This is a genomic window from Barnesiella sp., assembly GCF_022723415.1.
GTDB classification, from domain to species: Bacteria; Bacteroidota; Bacteroidia; order Bacteroidales; family Barnesiellaceae; genus Barnesiella; species Barnesiella intestinihominis.
Window position 1 is genome coordinate 1 of the sequence record NZ_JAIJHU010000055.1, and the last position, 19,323, is coordinate 19,323.

A 19,323-nucleotide genomic window follows, 5' to 3' on the forward strand; every position below is an offset into this window, starting at 1 on the left:
GGAAGTTTCATTTCCGATTTGGTTGTACCGAACCGCATCCTATCTTCGTAATGACAAAGATAGAAATAATTCGCTATTTGGGAAATACAATCTTTCAGTCATCTCGATGACGACATGCCGCAGCTTCCGGGTAGGGGCATAAAAAAACTATCCCGGATTTCCGGGATAGTTTTCAAGATATGAACTTAGGATTTTTTAGTCTTTCAGTTTAGCGCAAATGAACTCGCGGTTCAAACGGGCGATGTTCGTCAACGAAATGTTTTTGGGACATTCGGCGGCACAAGCACCGGTGTTGGTACAGTTACCGAATCCCAATTCGTCCATCTTGGCAACCATAGCACGAGCGCGTTCGGCAGCCTCTACGCGGCCTTGCGGCAGCAGGGCGAATTGGCTTACCTTAGCCGAAACGAACAACATGGCCGAACCGTTTTTACAAGCTGCTACGCAAGCTCCGCAACCGATACAAGTAGCCGAGTCCATAGCCTCGTCGGCATCGATTTTAGAGATAGGAATTGCGTTGGCATCTTGTGCACCGCCCGTGTTTACCGAGATATATCCTCCGGCTTGCTGTATTTTGTCGAATGCACGACGGTCTACCATCAAGTCGCGAATAACGGGGAATCCGGCCGAACGCCACGGTTCTACGGTGATTACGTCTCCGTCGTTGAATTTACGCATGTGCAATTGGCAAGTGGTAACGCTGGTGTCGGGCCCGTGGGGGTGTCCGTTGATATAGAGCGAACACATACCGCAAATACCTTCGCGGCAATCGTGATCGAATACTACAGGCTCTTTGCCTTCGTTAATCAGTTGCTCGTTGAGCAAGTCGAGCATTTCGAGGAAAGAGCTGTCGGTAGATACACCATTAAGTTTATATTCCTCAAATCTACCTTTTTCTTTGGGACCTTTCTGGCGCCAAACTTTGAGTGTTATATTTATTGTTTTTTCCATAACTTTATCGTGTTATACCGGAATTAAAACGGCGATTAAACAAATTATTTCTTGTAGTTACGTTGTTGAACTTTGATAGCTTCGTATTTCAGTTCTTCTTTCAATAATTCGGGCTTTTTGTCTTCGCCTTGATATTTCCAGCAGCTTACATACATAAAGTGTTCATCGTCACGTTTTGCTTCTCCTTCTTCTGTTTGATATTCTTCACGGAAGTGTCCGCCGCAAGATTCTTCGCGGTTGAGAGCATCGAGGGCCATCAATTTGCCTATTTCGAGGAAGTCTTCCACACGCAAAGCCTTTTCGAGCTCTACGTTCAGTGTATTGGCTTCGCCGGGAATGCGCACGTTGGTGTAGAATTCTTTCTTCACCTCTTCGATTTTTTCGAGGGCAGTTTCCAATCCGGCTTTGTTACGTCCCATGCCCACATAGTCTACCATGATACGTCCCAACTCTTTGTGTATGGAGTCTACCGAACGTTTCCCCTTGATATTCATCAAACGGGCGATACGAGCTTTTACCGCTTTTTCGGCTTCTACAAATTCGGGCAGATCGGTCGAGAAACGGGGAACTTGGATTTGGTCGGACAAATAGTTTTGAATCGTATAGGGAAGTACGAAATAACCGTCGGCAAGACCTTGCATCAAAGCCGAAGCACCCAAACGGTTGGCTCCGTGGTCCGAGAAATTGGCTTCGCCGATAGCGAACAGACCGGGAATGGAAGTCATCAATTCGTAGTCCACCCAGATACCGCCCATCGTGTAGTGCGATGCGGGATAAATCATCATAGGAGTCTCATAGGGATTATCATCGACGATTTTTTCATACATCTGGAAGAGGTTTCCATAACGGCTGGCTACGGCTTCTTTTCCTTTTATTTGGATAGCGGCTTGTTCTCCGCCCAAACTTTCGATCACGTGGTGGTCGAGACCTTGTATAGCTTGTTTACCCAAGCGTTCGATACTTTCCTTGAAATCGAGGTAAACGGCATAACCCGTAGCTCCTACACCATAACCGGCATCGCAACGTTCTTTGGCTGCGCGAGAGGCCACGTCGCGGGGAACAAGGTTACCGAAGGCCGGATAACGACGTTCCAAGTAGTAGTCGCGATCTTCTTCTTTAATATCGGTCGGTTTCAATTTGCCGGCACGGATAGCTTCGGCATCTTCTTTTTTCTTCGGAACCCAGATACGACCGTCGTTACGCAACGACTCCGACATCAAAGTCAGTTTCGATTGGAACTCGCCGTGTGCGGGAATACAAGTGGGGTGAATCTGAGCGTAAGCCGGGTTGGCGAAATAAGCGCCTTTATGATAACATTGAACGGCTACCGAGCCATTCGATGCCATAGCGTTGGTCGAAAGGAAATAAACGTTTCCGTATCCGCCGGTAGCGATAACGACAGCGTGTGCCGCGAATCTTTCAATCTCTCCGGTAACCAGATTACGGGCGATGATACCGCGCGCACGACCGTCGATAATCACGAGGTCGAGCATCTCGTAACGTGTAAATTGTTTTACCGTACCTTTTTTCACCTGACGGTTGAGCGATGCATATGCACCTAACAACAGCTGTTGTCCGGTCTGGCCTTTGGCATAGAATGTACGAGATACCTGAGCGCCACCGAAAGAACGGTTAGCCAATTGACCCCCATATTCGCGGGCAAAGGGAACGCCTTGTGCCACGCATTGGTCTATGATGTTGTTCGATACTTCGGCCAGACGGTAAACGTTGGCTTCGCGGGCACGATAGTCGCCACCTTTGATGGTGTCGTAGAATAAACGATATACCGAGTCTCCGTCGTTTTGATAGTTTTTGGCGGCATTGATACCTCCCTGAGCGGCGATAGAGTGGGCGCGACGAGGTGAATCTTGAATGCAGAAGTTCAATACATTGAAACCCAACTCGCCGAGAGTGGCGGCAGCAGAGCCACCGGCAAGCCCCGTACCTACGACGATAATGTCAAGACGGCGTTTGTTGGCCGGGTTCACCAATTTTTGGTGAGCTTTATAATTGGTCCACTTTTCGGCCAATGGGCCTTCGGGTATTTTAGAATCTATGGTAGACATAACAATTGTTTTTCTGTGAATAAATAGTTTGGTTTATTAAAGGGTGCAAGTTCCGCAACCGGTCAGGCTCATCACATAGAAAGAGATGGCAACGGCGGCAAAGCCCAAGCAGATGATTGTTGCGAAAATGTTGGAGATACATTTCCAACGGTTGAACCATACGTGGTTGTTGATACCGATGGTTTGCATGGCACTCCAAAATCCATGAGTGAGATGGAACCACAAAGCAACGAACCAAATGAGATAAATAACTACATAGATCGGGCAACCGAATGTTTCGCGGATCAAGGCGATTCCGTCGTGAGGATTTACTTCGGGCAAATGACCGACGATTTCGTTGAGCTGCATTTTGTACCAAAAGTTGAAGAGGTGCAAAACCAATCCCAACAAAACGATGATACCCAAAACGAGCATGTTTTGAGATGCCCATTCTACGGTTTGCGGGCGAGTGTTCACCAAATAACGGTCGTTACCGCGCGCCTTCCGGTTTTGCAAGGTCAACCAAAATGCGTAGACAATGTGAAGAACGGCTCCGGCAGCGAGAATGACAGTTCCTGCCAAAGCATACCAGTTGGCTCCCAAAAATTGGCAAACGGCATTGTAGCCGGCAGGGCTGATTAACGCCACTAAGTTCATACACATGTGAAACGTTAGAAATAGGACGAGAAAGAGTCCGGTAATACTCATGACTACTTTTCGTCCTATGGACGAGTTACTTAACCACATAGGATTTGAATTTAAGTTATTATTTGTTGTAAATGAAATTTATGCAAATTTACACCATGCAAAATTAAATGAAGTATGCGGAATAAACAAGCTAATAAGGAAATATTTCTTTAATGTATAGTCTGTTGCCGGGGAAGTTCCCGAATGCTTAAAGAAAGTAAATCGTGTGTTTTTTCTTAAAATATATCTATCTTTGCAATAAGCGCGAAAATAGGCTACACTCGGCTTGATCGGACAAACTCGCCGTTGTTTTCGTTTTGCGTCGTTTTTTTACAATTATCAATAAAAATAAATATGAAGAACAGTAATTTTTTCTTATTGGCCGTTACGGCTGCAACGGTTGTGTCTTGTGGTACGCATCCGTCTTCTTACACGATTAACGGAATGGTTTCCGATACAACGTTGAACGGAAATAAAGTTTATTTGACCGATATGGCATCCCGTAATGTATTGGATAGCGCGGTGATTGCCAATGGTAAGTTTACATTTACCGGTAAAGCGGATACCGCATTGATTTGCCAGATACAATCACGTCCGTATCGTATGGAGTTGGTTCTTGAAAACGGCGATATCGCTGTTGAAATGGGAGAGACCGATAAACGTTCGGGTACTCCTCTGAACGATAGTTTCGCTTTGTTTATGTCCGATATGGATTCTTTGCAGAATACGATTATCGCCAAACAACAGGAAATTATGCAGAAAGGATTGTCCGAAGAAGAGCTTCGCGAGGCTTGGCAAGACTTCCAAACGAATACTATTATGCCCGAATTTAACCGAGTAATGTCCGAGAATTTCGATAGAAATAAAGATAATGCCGTAGGTGCATGGGCTATTGCCAACTGGAATTTGGAACCGGCTCAATTCGATTCCGTGCTCAATCTCGCCGGCGAAACTTTGAAGGCCAATCCGCTTATAAAAATGATGATTCAGCAACAGGAGATATTGAAAAAGACGGCCGAAGGCGCTATGTTTACCGATTTCACGATCGAGCAACCGGACGGCAGCAAGGTTTCGCTTTCTGATTATGTAGGAAAAGGAAAATATGTTTTGGTAGACTTCTGGGCATCTTGGTGTGGTCCTTGTCGAGCCGAAATTCCTAATATCAAGGAGTTGTACGATAAATATCATAGTAAAGGACTCGATGTCTTGGGCGTAGCCGTTTGGGATAAAGTAGAAGATACTCAAAAAGCTATAAAGGAACTGGGAATCGTTTGGCCTCAGATTATTAATGCACAGCAGATTCCTACCGAATTATACGGTATTCAAGGAATCCCTCACATCATTTTGTTTGCTCCCGACGGTACGATTGTCGCTCGCGATTTGCGCGAAGAGGCAATGAAGGAAAAGGTGGCAGAAGTTATGAAGAAATAATAGATTTTCTATCGTAAGGGTTAAAGGAGTGGCAATCGCCACTCCTTTTTTTGTGTTTGTGTTTCATTTCTTTTTCTTTTATGTTTCATTTTTGATTCAAATAGAAAATTATAGAATTTAGAAAGAAAGTAAACGAAATACTTTGTATATAAATAAAAAAATATTATACTTGCAAAAAAATAATTATTTCATTTCTTATCAATTCTAAAAAGTGTTATTATGAAAAACAAATTACTTTTAGTGAGCTGTGCTCTATTTTTGTTTTCGGGTACGGCTTTTGCCGAAAATTTATTAGTGACCAAAACATCGGGAGGTGCAGACGAAGAAGGAACTCTCCCTTATGTCGTGGCGAATGCACCGGGCGGGTCGGTCATCGAGCTGTCTATCGGTGATGAGACCACCGTTACGATTCCCGAAACGATTTTGATAGACAAAAACCTGACTATCGACGGTAAAGGAAAAACGATTTCCGTGGCCGAGCCGGGAGTCTCTAATTATCGTATTTTTAAAATCGGGCTTTACGAACCCGAAGATGGAGCGGAATTAATATCGCTTACGTTGAAAAACTGTACGCTCTACGGTGGTGACGGTACGGCTTTGGTCGATACGGAAACGACTATGGCTACTTGGTCGGCTACTATTTTGGTAGGTGCAAACGGTACGCTTACCGGTGAGAATCTGCTTTTCGATAAGGCGAAAAATGGTTATGCTGCCGGTATTATGGCATGCGGCGATATTACGCTTACGAACTGTACTTTTCAAAACCTATCGGGAACGAAAGCCGGAGGTGCATTATATACCAATAAAGGTGTAACAGGTCGTTTTACTAATTGTACATTTACGAATAATACTAGTGAAGCTCATGGTGGAGCTGTTTGTTGCTCGGGCAGTACGAACTATTTTACCGACTGTGTTTTCACCGGTAACACTTCTACTGGAAAATCTACGAACGGAGGGGCTATATTTTTGCAGAATGCAGGAGCTTCGGCAGAAATAATAAATTGTACATTTACCGAAAATACAGCGACAAATTATGGTGGAGCAGTAGAACAGAATAATAATGTAACCGATGGCGCTTTGAAAATCGTCAACACGACATTTATGAATAATGCGGCTAAGGGAGGCGGTGCATTATTGACTTGGATGGGTGATGTTACTGTTGAGAATTGTTCTTTCGAGCATAATGAAGCTACGGGTACTTCTGGTGGTGCATGGTATGCTTCGTTAAAGGATGCGGTTACCTATAAGGTTGCTGGCTGTTATTTCGGGGAGAATTTATCGGCAGCACATGGTGGAGCTATCCTATCTACTTCTAAAAATGCTACGTTTACCAACTGTACTTTTTATAAAAATGAAATTACAGGAGCAAATAATGGTGGAGGAGCTTTGGCTTTACAAGGAGATGCTACTATTTATAATTGTACTTTTGTAGATAACAAGAGTGTACATGAAACCTATGGGTCGGGAATCCATATAGCTTCCAAAGCAATCGTTCAAATCTATAATTCTATTCTTGTAAGAGGTATCGGTGGCCCCGATATTTATACTCATAACGATTGTGTTATTTCGGGTACTCACAATATATATGGTACGGCTTTGGAAGGTACACCTGTGACCACCGACGAATTTGTGGATAATGTAGTTTATACCGATCAGAAACTGTTTGCGGAAGATGAACCTATTCCGGCTCTCAATGAGGGTACGACCAAAAATATCGCTATTGCAGCCGACGGTATCGCAGCCGGAGCCGGTATTGTGGTAGAAGGTGTTCCCACAGTGGACCAACGCGGCAAATCTCGTTCGGCGACTAATCCGGCCATCGGCTCCTATGAAGTGGAGAAAGCCACGTCGATAGAGCGTGTAGCTGTTGAGAAATTGTTTTGGCCTAATCCTGCACAAGGCAATATCAACTTGACGGAAGGTGTTTCGAATATCGCTATTTATGATTTGCAAGGCAGCTTGGTAAAAGAGGTCGCTATGCCTGCACAATCTGTTTCTGTGGAAGGTTTGAATCCCGGAATTTATCTGATTCGTATCACTCTAAACGGCAACGAACACAACCATCGTTTGGTTATTAAATAATAGAATTCATCATGTGTTTAAAAACGGGAACTTCACGAAGTTCCCGTTTTTTTGTGAAATGAGTAAAGGGTAAGCCGGTGTACCTGAGCTGTGAGTTCAGTAGAGAATCCGAGGGGTAGATATGTATTTTAGCTATGGAATTTTTGTAGATAACCGCGTACCGAACTTTTGGGGAGAGTTTGATTCTTGTTTAAATTTCTATACAGAGTGTATTACTCCTTCTCCCCTATATTTTGCTCAAAACACAAGGGAGAAGTGTGAATGCTTTCGATAACAGGAATAGGGTAGTGTATCTCCCTCTTCCCTTTGCTGTGCCCCGTAGCATTACGGGGTGTTCCTGCAAGGAATATAGGAGGAGTGCCCACAGAGCGAGGGGGTTGAACTCTACAATCAAATGATCTTTTTCAACTCAAACTATTGTTTCTTCGGTGTCTCCTCTATATGGCTAACATAGTGCCCCGCAATGCTACGGGACACGGTAGGGAGAGGTTGAGATGTATTTCTGCCTTCGCTCCTGCTTCGATTTACGTGCGATTCCTTCGTAATATCACGAGCCACCACGGCAAGAGGAGAGGACTAAGATGCTGCTTCGAATATTCTTTTTACCTCTACCCGCGAACACAAGAGAGAATTTGAAAGACGATTCCCTTTGATTTCTATTGAGTCGATATCCTCACTAATTATAGGCTGAACCGAGTTATGAGGTAACGTTGTCGTCGGGGCAGATAAAGGACAGATGCATTTTAAATTCCTTCATTGAGGGTGGCGGGATTGTAGTCGATAGATTTTTGGAATTTCATTCAAGGCCTGTATATGGCCGTGCGTTGTTTATGTTATTTTTGCATATAATGTCGTCGTTCTTCGGGCGAGAATTTTTCAATGGCCATGGTTCGAGGCATATCGCGATAACGGGTGTCGAGGAAAGTACAGAGCCGGATTTTATCTTTTTTCCCGACCTCTCGCAGCATCCAGCCTACGGCTTTGCGGATTAGGTCATGTTTGTTGTACAAGAGAATATCGGCAATAGCGAGCGTATCGTCGAAGCGGCCTTTGCGGATCCATTGCCAAGTGGAGACAATCGAAATGCGCTGTTCCCAGATGAGGCTGCTTTGGGCCAGTTGATAGAGTGGGGTGTGGTCTTGTTCTTCGAGATAGCCTCCGACGATTTGTGCTGCGGATAAATCGACCAAATCCCAGTTGTTGATATATGCGGTATTGGATAAATAGGTGTGGTATATCGCTTCTCGACGGTTGGCATCGGCTTTTTTGAATTGTTCGACCATACATAACAAGGCGGCCATGCGCAATTCGTGAACCGGGTTATGTAACAGGATTTCGAGTTGGTCGAGCGGGGTATCTAAGTATTGTTTGACGATACTGCGTGTTACAGGAACGGGGATGCCGATGAATATGTCTTGCTCGCCGTATTCTCCTTTTCCGGTTTTAAAGAATCCAGAGAGGGTTTTTACTTTGTCGGGGTTGGCTTCCGCCCGAATCGCTTGCTCTATGTCTTGTGCTGTGTGCATGATTGAAGATGCTTGATTTTTTACAAAGATAAAAATTGCATGTAGCGGAATCAAATTTTTCTTTTGTTCAAATTTAATTTTTAATATAAGGTTGCGGGTGTGGATTTTAATTTGTTGAAATAAAGTTAAAAATAATGTGTAAATTATTGGCTGAAATTTTCTCTTTCGGTTTTATGATAATAGTTGTTTTTGACAATGTTTTTAGATGTTAATTTTAAAGGACTCTGTTGAAAAATTTGCGGATAGGCGGCAAGGTGATGGAAAATATTCGATTCTCAGGAAGATAAAATTTGAATAAATGATTGATATATAGTTGTATATGATAAAAATTGGAATGCGGGAATCAGGAAGAAATAGAATTGTCGGTTCTTTGGGTTGGGTGTAAATCCTTTTTTGGGGAAAGAAAAAGAGTTGGTTTGCTTAAAATGACTATTTTTGTAGTGAAGCTGCGAAACATAGATTACGTGTTGTCATCGTCAAGTAAATTTGTTTTTACTCAGGGTTTGTGCTATGTTCGTTTTTTAGAAAGATAATTTGAAAACAGTCTCGGCATGGTTCTCAATTACATTTGGATCGCATTTTTCGTTATTGCCTTTGTGGTGGCGGTGGTACAGACTTTCGTATATGGAAACACGGGAATCTGGACCGATATTATGAATGCTTCGTTTTCCTCGGCTCGTAGCGCGTTCGATATTTCTTTGGGTTTGACAGGTGTTCTTACGTTGTGGCTCGGACTTATGAAAATAGGGGAGCGGGGTGGGGTAGTCGCTGTTTTGTCGCGTTGGATCAGTCCGTTGTTTTCCCGACTTTTCCCGGGAGTTCCCAAAGGGCATCCGGCTTTGGGGTCGATGTTCATGAATGTTTCTGCCAATATGTTGGGGTTGGACAATGCTGCTACTCCATTGGGATTGAAAGCGATGAGAGAGTTGCAAGAGTTGAATCCCAAGAAGGACACGGCGACCGATGCCATGCTGATGTTCTTGGTTTTGAACGCTTCGGGGTTGACCTTGATTCCTATCGGGGTGATGACTTATCGGGCACAGATGGGGGCAGCCAATCCTTCGGACGTTTTCTTGCCCATTTTAATCGCCACGTTCATGGCGACGTTCGTGGGGCTTTTGGCATTGTGTATCAAACAGCGAATCAATATATTCGACCGGGTAATTCTGCTATGGGGATTGGGGCTTACCGCTTTTGTGGGCGGGGTGTTTTATTATTTCTCCTCTTTGCCGGAAGAGAAGATTTCGTCTTATTCGGCTTTTGCAGCCAACAGTATTCTGTTTACGATTATCGTAATTTTTATCGTGGCGGGGTTTGTCAAGCGAATCAATGTTTATGATGCTTTTATAGAGGGCGCGAAAGAGGGTTTTAAGACGGCGGTTATGATCATACCCTATTTAGTGGCTATTCTCGTGGCTATCGGGATATTTCGGGCATCGGGAGCGATGGATTATATCGTCGAGGGTTTTGCTACGGTTTTCGGTTGGTTGGGAATAGATACCGAATTTGTGGGAGCATTGCCTACGGCTTTGATGAAGTCGTTGAGCGGTAGCGGTTCGCGAGGTATGATGGTCGATGCGATGTCGGCTTATGGCGTAGACTCCTTTGTGGGTAGGGTAGCTTGTACCGTGCAAGGATCGACCGACACGACATTTTATATCTTGGCGGTCTATTTCGGTAGCGTAGGGGTGCGTAAGACCCGCTATGCGGTTGGCTACGCTTTGCTGGCCGATGTGATAGGGGCTATTTCGGCTATTACGGTTTCTTATTTCTTCTTCAAGTAATTCTTATTCGCAGAATTGCACTATCTTTGCAGAGTATGCGGAAATGGGTTCGTACCTCGTATAACCGAGGATTCGGCCTCCGTAGCTGTGCGTTGCGAGTGTTTTATAAGATAAAAGAGATAAAGTCATGGCTGTGAGTTATTTTGCCGAAGACGTCAAGATGCCGGCGATAAAAAAGAGAGAAACGACCGATTGGATACGTCGTGTCGCTTCGGGGTATGGGAAGAAATGCGGCGATATAGCCTATATCTTTTGTTCCGATGAGAAAATTCTCGAAGTGAATAAGGCTTATTTGCAGCATGACTATTATACCGATGTGATTACGTTTGACTATACCGAGGGCGATAAAATAGGCGGTGATATATTTATCAGCGTGGATACTGTCCGTTCCAATGCGGAACAGTTCGGAACCGATTATGACGAAGAGCTTCATCGGATTATCATACACGGTGTTTTGCATTTGTGCGGTATCAACGATAAAGGCCCGGGTGAGCGTGAGATGATGACTCGTCATGAGAACGAGGCTTTGAAGCTGAGGTGATTGAATATATTTCTGATTTCTATGTAGCGGGGGAGGGTTCTTTCTCGATAAAAGTCATGGAGAAATAATATACGATGGATTTTAATTACGATGTGATAGTGGTGGGTGCAGGGCATGCCGGGTGTGAAGCGGCGTGCGCTTCGGCCAATCTTGGTTCGAAAACCCTGCTTATTACTATGGATATGAATAAGATAGCTCAGATGAGCTGTAATCCTGCGGTCGGTGGTATCGCCAAAGGGCAGATTGTTCGTGAGATTGATGCGTTGGGAGGATTCATGGGGATTGTGACCGATGAGACGGCGATACAATTCAGAATGCTGAATCGCTCGAAAGGTCCGGCCATGTGGAGTCCTCGTTCACAGAGCGACCGAACCAAGTTTATTGCTACTTGGCGCTCTATTTTGGAAAATACGGAGAATCTATATATGTGGCAAGACTCTGTTAATCAGATTCTTGTGAAAGACGGGCGCGTGACGGGCGTGGTGACGGATATGAACGTGACGTTTACGGCGAAATGTGTGGTGTTGACGACCGGTACTTTTATGAACGGTTTGATGCATATCGGTCGTACCCGACTGCAAGGGGGGCGTATCTCTGAGCCGGCATCGTACGGTATTACCGAGCAGCTCGTGGAGCTGGGTTTTACCGCCGGACGTATGAAAACGGGAACACCGGTTCGAATCGATGGCCGGAGTATTCATTTCGAAGAGGCGACCGAGCAGAGGGGAGAGGACGATTTTCACAAGTTTTCTTTCCTCGATTTCCAGCCTCGTCCGTTGAAACAACGTAGCTGTTGGACTATTTATACGAATGAACAAGTACACGATATATTGCGTGCAGGTCTGCCCGATTCGCCTTTGTATAACGGTCAGATACAAAGTATCGGACCTCGCTATTGTCCCAGTATAGAGACAAAAATAGTGACATTTCCCGATAAAACGGAACACCAGTTGTTTCTCGAACCAGAAGGGGAAACTACGCAGGAATATTATTTGAACGGTTTTTCTTCGTCGTTGCCTTTGGATATTCAGATAAAGGCGTTGCAAGAAATTCCGGCATTGCGAGATGTGCGTATATATCGTCCCGGTTATGCGATCGAATATGATTATTTCGATCCTACACAATTAAATCATAATTTGGAAACTAAACAGATTTCCAATCTTTTCTTTGCGGGACAAATCAATGGTACGACGGGGTATGAAGAGGCCGGAGGACAGGGGCTTATCGCCGGAATAAACGCTCATATCAATTGTCACGGAGGCGCTCCGTTTACATTGGGGCGGGACGAAGCCTATATAGGGGTTTTGATCGACGATTTGGTGACAAAAGGTGTCGATGAACCTTATCGTATGTTCACTTCGAGAGCCGAATATCGTATTTTGTTGCGTCAGGACGATGCCGATATGCGCCTTACCGAGCGAGCTTATCGGTTAGGGTTGGCGAAACGGGAGCGATATGATTTGTTGACGGCGAAACGGGATAGCGTGGATCGTTTGATTCGGTTTGCACAAAACTATTCTATAAAACCGGCCTATATAAACGAAGGTTTGGAAGCTCTGGGAACAGCTCCCTTGAAACAGGGGGTGCGATTGATCGATTTGATATTACGTCCCCAGTTGGATATGGCCAAACTTTCGACATTGGTTCCTGCGTTGAAACAAGAAATTTCTGTTATAAAGAATCGCAGAGAAGAAATTGTGGAGGCTGCCGAGATTAAGATGAAGTATCAAGGTTATATCGATAGGGAGAAAATGATTGCCGATAAAATTTCTCGTTTGGAACATATTCGCATACGAGGGAAATTCGATTATAGCCAGATACATGCATTATCGACCGAAGCTCGTCAGAAATTGGAAAGAATAGATCCCGAGACCATAGCGCAGGCTTCGCGCATACCGGGTATTTCGCCGAGCGATATAAATATATTGCTGCTGTTGGTGGGACGTTAATGTTTCACGTGAAACAAATCGCTAGAAAGCCTTTAAATAAAGGGATAGAACGAATAAAACAATAAAAATAAAATGAGTGTAGAGATTATTAAAAGTAAGATTCGCGATGTTGTTGACTTCCCTCAAAAGGGAATTGTTTTTAGAGATTTGACAACAGTTTTCAAAGATGCGGATTGTTTGAGGGAATTGTCGGATATGCTTACTGCCATATATGCCGAAAAGGGTATTACGAAAGTAGTGGGTATAGAGTCTCGCGGTTTTATTATGGGGCCTATATTAGCGACGCGTATCGGAGCCGGATTCGTGCCTATGCGCAAACCGGGAAAGCTTCCTGCTGAAACTTGGCAGGAAAGTTATACCAAAGAGTATGGCGTAGATGTCATAGAGATTCACAAGGATGCCCTTTGTGAAAATGATGTTGTTTTATTGCACGATGATTTGTTGGCGACAGGTGGGACTATGTTGGCCGCTTATAATTTGGTAAAACGATTCAACCCGAAGAAAGTCTATGTCAATTTTCTCGTTGAATTGGAGTTTTTGAAAGGACGGAATTTATTTCCGAACGATGTGGAAATCGAATCTCTGATAAAATATTGATACGGATTGATCGATAAAAACGAAAATATTAAGAATAAGCTCGCCCTTTTACCGGATACCCCGGGCGTATACCAATATTTCGATAAAACGGGAAAGATTATTTATGTAGGTAAGGCGAAGAATCTGAAACGTCGTGTGTCTTCTTATTTCAATAAGGTGCATGATTCGCCTAAGACTAATATTCTTGTCAAAAATATTTATGATCTTCAATATATTGTCGTCAAGACCGAGGAGGATGCTCTGCATCTTGAAAACAGTCTTATCAAAGCATACAAGCCTCGGTATAACGTTTTGTTGAAAGACGACAAGACTTATCCGTGGATTTGTTTGCGGAACGAACATTTTCCCCGGGTGTTTCTGACTCGCAAAGTTTATAAGGACGGGTCGAAATATTATGGCCCGTATGCCAATGTACACTTGGCGAAAACCGTGTTGGGATTAATTCGAGAATTATATCCTATTCGCACATGCAATTATGCATTGACACCTGAAAATATCGAAAAAAATCGTTTTCGGGTTTGTCTGCAATATCACATTAAAAATTGCAAAGGGTGTTGTGTCGGCAAAATATCGGAACAAGAATATAACGGATATATCGAACAGGTGCGTCAGATTCTCAACGGAGACATACACCAATTGAGTAACCATTTGTTGGAAGAGATGTCGGCTCTGTCTGCCGAGCTGCGCTTCGAGGAAGCTCAGGTTGTTAAGGAAAAATACGATTTAATCGAGAAGTATAAAGCTAAATCGGTTATCGTGAATCCGGCTTTGCACGAAATTGATGTCTTTTCTTACGATGAGGACGAGGGGGTAGCTTTTGTGAATTATATGCACGTGCGAGGCGGCTCGATCGTACAAAGTATTACTATCGAGTATAAGAAAAAGCTCGATGAATCTGCTTCTGAAATTTTGTCATTGGGTATTGCCGAATTACGTTCCCGATTCGGAAGTCGGGCTAAGGAGGCTCTTGTACCGTTTTTGCCGGAGTCTGATTTTGTTGACCTTGAATTTGTCGTTCCGCAAAGGGGGGATAAGAGAAAATTACTCGCGGTATCGGAGCAGAATGTGAAGCAATATAAGGTAGATCGATTGAAACAAAGCGAGAAGCTGAATCCAGAACAGCGAGTCATGCGGATATTGACCCGGATACAACAGGATTTCAGGTTGCCCGAATTGCCGTGGCACATGGAGTGTTTCGACAATTCGAATATACAGGGTACGAATCCGGTCGCCTCTTGTGTGGTGTTCAAGAAAGCGAAACCATCGAAAAAAGACTATCGCCATTTCGATATTAAGACTGTCGTGGGGCCCGACGATTTTGCTTCCATGCGTGAGATTATTTATCGCCGGTATCGTCGTTTGCTCGATGAAGGAGAGGAGTTACCGCAGTTGATTATTGTCGATGGCGGGAAAGGGCAATTGAGTGCGGCTTTGGAGTCGATCGACGCTCTTGGATTGAGGGGTAAAGTTTCGATAGTGGGTATTGCCAAGCGTTTAGAGGAAATTTATTTCCCCGGAGATTCCTTGCCTCTTTATATAGACAAGAATTCGGAGTCGTTACGAGTTATTCAGCACATGCGAGACGAGGCTCACCGGTTCGGTATTACATTTCATCGAAATAAACGGAGTAAAGGGCAGGTGAAGTCGGCGTTAGATTCCATTCCCGGTATCGGCCCCAAGAGTCGGGATTTGTTGCTGTCTCATTTCAAGAGTGTGAAACGGATTAAGGAGGCTTCGGAATCTGATTTGATGGCAGTCGTGGGGACGGCGAAAGCTAAAATCATAAAAAAATATTTGATTTAAACTATAATTATTTGATTTTCAGATTTTTAATTTGTAGTCCCTTTATGAATGGCTTTGAAAGTCGTTATACTACGTATGATCAAGTAAGTTTGCTTCTGTTTTGGATTTACATTATCTTTGTCTAATGCGAAAATAGGATGCGATTCGGAATGAAAAACGAGTGTATTCGTTTTATCTTGTACACTCCTTTCTCTATCTTTGCATGATAAGAAATGAATTTCCTATGAGAGTAGTCGTTCAAAGAGTGAAGAGGGCTTCGGTGCGGATAGGCGGAGAATTACATTCCTCCATAGAAGCCGGTCTTTTGATATTGTTGGGAGTGGAAGATAGCGACGAATCGTCGGATATCGAATGGTTGGTGAAGAAATGTGCCAATTTGCGTATCTTTGACGATGGGAACGGGGTTATGAACCGATCTTTAATCGATATGAACGGAGATGTGTTGATTGTTAGTCAGTTCACGTTAATGGCATCGACCAAGAAGGGAAACAGGCCCTCTTATATCCGGGCGGCCGGACATGAGCACGCTGTCCCTATGTACGAGGCTTTTTGCCGTCGTTTTTCGGAGGAAATTTCCAAAACGGTGGCTACGGGTGTCTTCGGCGCCGACATGCAGGTAGAGCTCGTGAACGACGGGCCGGTAACGATTTGTATGGATACGAAAAACAAGGAGTGATCTTATGACGATAAAAGAAGCGCAGGAACAGGTCGATAAATGGATTAAAAGCGTTGGTGTGAGATATTTCAGCGAATTGACGAATATGGCTATATTGACCGAAGAAGTGGGAGAGGTGGCGCGCATCATTTCCCGTCGGTACGGCGATCAGTCGTTTAAATCGGGGGAGGAGAACAGCGATTTATCGGACGAATTGTGCGATGTTTTCTGGGTATTGCTGTGCCTTGCCAACCAGACAGGGGTAGATTTGACCTCTGCTTTTGAAAAGAATATGGAGAAGAAGACAAATAGAGATAAAACAAGACATATCAACAATCCTAAATTAACAAAAAATGGATAGATACGAAGAAATGTTGAGTCGGTATAAAACCGATTTAGACGATGCACAAGTGGCAGCGGCCGTAGAAAAGATCGTGCGGGATAATTTGGCAACGAACAGTACTCCCGATGTATATAAGTTTTTGTTCAGCTGTATCGATCTGACTTCGTTGCATACAGAGGATAATACCGATTCGATTACTAAGTTTACCAAACGAGTGAACGATTTCGAAGAGGAGCATCCGGAGATGCCCAGTGTGGCCGCGATTTGCGTGTATCCTAATTTCGCGGGTACGGTTCGCGCCAATCTCGATGTGTCTTCTGTGAATATCGCTGCCGTGTCCGGTGGTTTTCCCACTTCGCAGACTTTTACCGAGGTGAAAGTAGCCGAGACGGCTTTGGCTCTCGGCGATGGAGCCGATGAAATAGATATCGTCATCAATGTGGGTAATTTTTTAGGCGGAAATTACGAGGAAATGTGCCAAGAAATCGAAGAACTCAAACAAACTTGTAGAGATGCTCATTTGAAAGTGATCCTCGAAACAGGAGCCTTAAAAACGGCTTCTAATATTAAGAAGGCTTCTTTGTTGTCTATATACTCGGGAGCCGATTTCATAAAGACTTCCACGGGTAAGAGCGAGCCGGCTGCGACTCTCGAAGCTGCTTATGTGATGTGTCAGGCCATTAAGGAATATTATGAGCAGACCGGGACGATGATCGGGTTTAAGCCTGCCGGTGGAATTTCTACGACAGCCGATGCTGTGAAGTATTATTGTGTGGTGAAAGAAGTGCTTGGTGAAAAATGGTTGACTAACGAATATTTCAGAATCGGAGCCAGCCGTTTGGCCAACAATTTACTTTCGGATATTTGGGGAAATCCCACGAAGTTCTTCTAAATAAAGTCGTTTGACGAAAATAAAGAAGCCCGGTACAATCCGGGCTTCTTTATTTTTATGATTTGCCAGCATGCTAAATGAACGAATCGTCATAAGCCATTTTTGCGTCGGTCACGAATTGTTTTATTTTCTGTTCTTCGCTTTTGGGGCAGATGAGCAGCACATTATCGGCTTCGGCTATGATGTAATCGTGAAGTCCTTCGACAACGACCAATTTTTCCCCCTTAACGGCTATGACACTGCCCGTTGTGTTGTAAAGTAACGCTTTGCAGTTTTGGGTTACGTTTTCGTCTTTATTTTTGGGTGAGTGGTCGTACAGCGCACTCCAAGAACCTAAATCGCTCCACCCGAATTCTGCGCAAAGCACAAATACGTTCGAGGCTTTTTCCATGATACCGAAATCTATCGATATACTGGGGCAGGCTGCGAAATTTTCGTCGATAAAATGTTTTTCTTCGGGCGTGTTGAATACTTTGATGTTTTCTTCGAATCGGTTCGAAATATCGGGTAAAAACCGTTGGAACGCTTTGATAATTGTCTGTACATTCCAAATGAAAATACCGGAGTTCCAGAAAAATTCGCCGCTCTCCACAAACATTTTGGCAAATTCGAGATTGGGTTTTTCGGTAAATGTTTTTACGGTCTTTATATTATCTTCGGCATCTTCGCCTATCTGAATATATCCGTATCCCGTTTCAGGACGATTGGGCTTTATGCCTAAGGTGAGCAGTGCCGGATATTTTGATACGAAATCGAGCCCGCGATTGACGCATTGAGCAAATTCGTCTTCTTTGAGAATGAGATGATCCGAGGGGGCTACGACGATATTGGCATTCGGGTTGAGAGCCTGAATATGATAAGAGGCCCAAGCGATACAGGGAGCTGTATTTCTTCGGGTCGGTTCCAGCAAAATATTTTCTTCGGCGATATCGGGTAACTGTTCTTTTACCAAATCGACATATATTTCGTTTGTGACGATGAATATATGGTCTTTGGGTATTATTTTTATAAATCTGTCATAACTCATTTGGAGGAGCGAACGTCCTATCCCGAAAAAATCGAGGAATTGCTTGGGTCTGTTGTTTCGGCTAAAAGGCCAAAAGCGACTTCCGATACCACCTCCCATGATTACACAATATCTATTTTCCATAGTCGTGTCGTTTTTTTAATGTTAATTCTTCTGCTAAAATAGCTATTTTTTATTAGAAAGATAGCTCGAATAACTTTTTTTGAAAAAAAACAGAGATTATTTGTCTTATTCAAAATCTGTTTTTATCTTTGCACCGCATTTAAGCCCAGATGGCGGAATCGGTAGACGCGCTGGTCTCAAACACCAGTGGATTAACCTCCATGCCGGTTCGATCCCGGCTCTGGGTACAAGTAAAACGGCTAAGTAGTTGAATACCAACGCTTAGTCGTTTTCTTTTTGCCTTATCTGTTCCCAATTTGTTCCCACAGACCTTCATTCTCCCCTCTCGCTAAATGTGGTTGAATGTCTTTAAACATGATTATAGTGACGATAAATAGCTAACAGATTTGATTTTGCGTATTCCACCTCTAAAAAAGGGCTTATAGAGATATTGTGATATACGCCTTCTTTTCCTCATGTAAGGTTTAAAACCGCCATAAGAACATGGTATAGATGGAAATCATACGGTGAGTAGAGTTTAGTTAAAACCAAAAGACTGACGAAGTGCTATAAGGTTCGGTCTTTTATACCTCCGTTGATTTGAATGAAAGAGAGCAAGAAAGTTTGTCAAGGAATTATCTTTTACTGCTGGAAAACAGATTTTTAAATGCTTGAAGAGCCAATAGAGGTACAAAAGAGGGAAAATGAACCTTGAAATGCTGTTTTTTATCTATCAGTGAGAGCTTTTTATGGGGATTTCATTACCTTTGTATTTGGATTGGGGAAACTCTTTCCGAGACATAGAAATTAAGAAGCGTTATGCTTATCTTGTGAATTGGAAACGTAGGAAATTTCACAATTACACACAAGGGTGGCATAGTGGTTCTCACGCTATAGCGTGGGCTGCT

The 19,323-nt window shown here is 43.7% G+C and carries 15 protein-coding genes and 1 tRNA gene; 11 read left to right on the plus strand and 5 right to left on the minus strand.

What is annotated here, in order from left to right; translation table 11 throughout:
* Nucleotides 1-195 precede the first annotated feature (195 nt).
* The 3 genes from QVD32_RS10570 to QVD32_RS10580 are packed head-to-tail and all read right to left on the minus strand — an operon-like array spanning nt 196 to nt 3,743.
* Nucleotides 196-951 carry a succinate dehydrogenase/fumarate reductase iron-sulfur subunit gene (locus QVD32_RS10570; protein ID WP_008863018.1) on the minus strand — a complete coding sequence of 252 codons (756 nt, stop codon included), beginning with the start codon at nt 949-951 and terminating at the stop codon, nt 196-198.
* Nucleotides 952-995: 44 nt separating this feature from the next.
* Entirely contained in the window at nt 996-3,017 is a 2,022-nt protein-coding gene (locus QVD32_RS10575; RefSeq protein WP_008863019.1) for a fumarate reductase/succinate dehydrogenase flavoprotein subunit, read from the minus strand.
* Between the two features lie 36 nt (nt 3,018-3,053).
* Complete coding sequence (locus QVD32_RS10580) at nt 3,054-3,743, minus strand: succinate dehydrogenase/fumarate reductase cytochrome b subunit (RefSeq protein WP_008863020.1); 690 nt, start codon at nt 3,741-3,743, stop codon at nt 3,054-3,056.
* A 294-nt stretch (nt 3,744-4,037) separates the two neighbouring features.
* On the opposite strand from QVD32_RS10580, the gene QVD32_RS10585 reads away from it, so the two are divergent.
* On the plus strand, nt 4,038-5,114 hold the full coding sequence (locus tag QVD32_RS10585; RefSeq protein WP_021891727.1) for a TlpA disulfide reductase family protein: 1,077 nt from the start codon (nt 4,038-4,040) through the stop codon (nt 5,112-5,114).
* A 219-nt stretch (nt 5,115-5,333) separates the two neighbouring features.
* Nucleotides 5,334-7,196 carry a T9SS type A sorting domain-containing protein gene (locus QVD32_RS10590; RefSeq protein ID WP_021891726.1) on the plus strand — a complete coding sequence of 621 codons (1,863 nt, stop codon included), beginning with the start codon at nt 5,334-5,336 and terminating at the stop codon, nt 7,194-7,196.
* Nucleotides 7,197-8,029: 833 nt separating this feature from the next.
* On the opposite strand, the gene QVD32_RS10595 is transcribed toward QVD32_RS10590, so the two are convergent.
* Complete coding sequence (locus QVD32_RS10595; RefSeq protein ID WP_021891725.1) at nt 8,030-8,722, minus strand: DNA alkylation repair protein; 693 nt, start codon at nt 8,720-8,722, stop codon at nt 8,030-8,032.
* Between the two features lie 551 nt (nt 8,723-9,273).
* Here QVD32_RS10595 and QVD32_RS10600 point away from each other — a divergent pair.
* The 8 genes from QVD32_RS10600 (at nt 9,274) to deoC (ending at nt 17,286) form a co-directional block, all read left to right on the plus strand.
* A complete protein-coding gene (locus tag QVD32_RS10600; RefSeq protein ID WP_021891724.1) occupies nt 9,274-10,506 on the plus strand; it encodes a spore maturation protein in 1,233 nt (410 codons plus the stop codon).
* A 127-nt stretch (nt 10,507-10,633) separates the two neighbouring features.
* Nucleotides 10,634-11,047 (plus strand): rRNA maturation RNase YbeY, encoded by a 414-nt coding sequence (ybeY, locus tag QVD32_RS10605; RefSeq protein WP_021891723.1) that lies wholly within the window; start codon nt 10,634-10,636, stop codon nt 11,045-11,047.
* A 74-nt stretch (nt 11,048-11,121) separates the two neighbouring features.
* Nucleotides 11,122-12,996 carry a tRNA uridine-5-carboxymethylaminomethyl(34) synthesis enzyme MnmG gene (mnmG, locus tag QVD32_RS10610; protein ID WP_021891722.1) on the plus strand — a complete coding sequence of 625 codons (1,875 nt, stop codon included), beginning with the start codon at nt 11,122-11,124 and terminating at the stop codon, nt 12,994-12,996.
* A 72-nt stretch (nt 12,997-13,068) separates the two neighbouring features.
* Nucleotides 13,069-13,593, plus strand: coding sequence for an adenine phosphoribosyltransferase (locus QVD32_RS10615; RefSeq protein ID WP_021891721.1), 525 nt, complete (start codon nt 13,069-13,071; stop codon nt 13,591-13,593).
* 6 nt (nt 13,594-13,599) lie between these two features.
* Nucleotides 13,600-15,396 carry an excinuclease ABC subunit UvrC gene (gene uvrC, locus QVD32_RS10620; RefSeq protein WP_021891720.1) on the plus strand — a complete coding sequence of 599 codons (1,797 nt, stop codon included), beginning with the start codon at nt 13,600-13,602 and terminating at the stop codon, nt 15,394-15,396.
* Between the two features lie 223 nt (nt 15,397-15,619).
* On the plus strand, nt 15,620-16,072 hold the full coding sequence (gene dtd / locus QVD32_RS10625) for a D-aminoacyl-tRNA deacylase (RefSeq protein ID WP_021891719.1): 453 nt from the start codon (nt 15,620-15,622) through the stop codon (nt 16,070-16,072).
* 4 nt (nt 16,073-16,076) lie between these two features.
* A complete protein-coding gene (locus QVD32_RS10630; protein WP_008863030.1) occupies nt 16,077-16,412 on the plus strand; it encodes a nucleotide pyrophosphohydrolase in 336 nt (111 codons plus the stop codon).
* Nucleotides 16,405-17,286: a deoxyribose-phosphate aldolase gene (gene deoC, locus QVD32_RS10635; protein ID WP_021891718.1), complete on the plus strand. Its 882-nt coding sequence runs from the start codon at nt 16,405-16,407 to the stop codon at nt 17,284-17,286. Before QVD32_RS10630 ends, deoC begins: the two co-directional genes overlap by 8 nt.
* 73 nt (nt 17,287-17,359) lie before the next feature.
* Here deoC and QVD32_RS10640 read toward each other — a convergent pair whose 3' ends face one another.
* Entirely contained in the window at nt 17,360-18,436 is a 1,077-nt protein-coding gene (locus QVD32_RS10640; RefSeq protein WP_008863032.1) for a mannose-1-phosphate guanylyltransferase, read from the minus strand.
* A gap of 143 nt (nt 18,437-18,579) precedes the next feature.
* Here QVD32_RS10640 and QVD32_RS10645 point away from each other — a divergent pair.
* Nucleotides 18,580-18,663: transfer RNA gene (locus tag QVD32_RS10645), tRNA-Leu, on the plus strand.
* Nucleotides 18,664-19,323 lie beyond the last annotated feature (660 nt).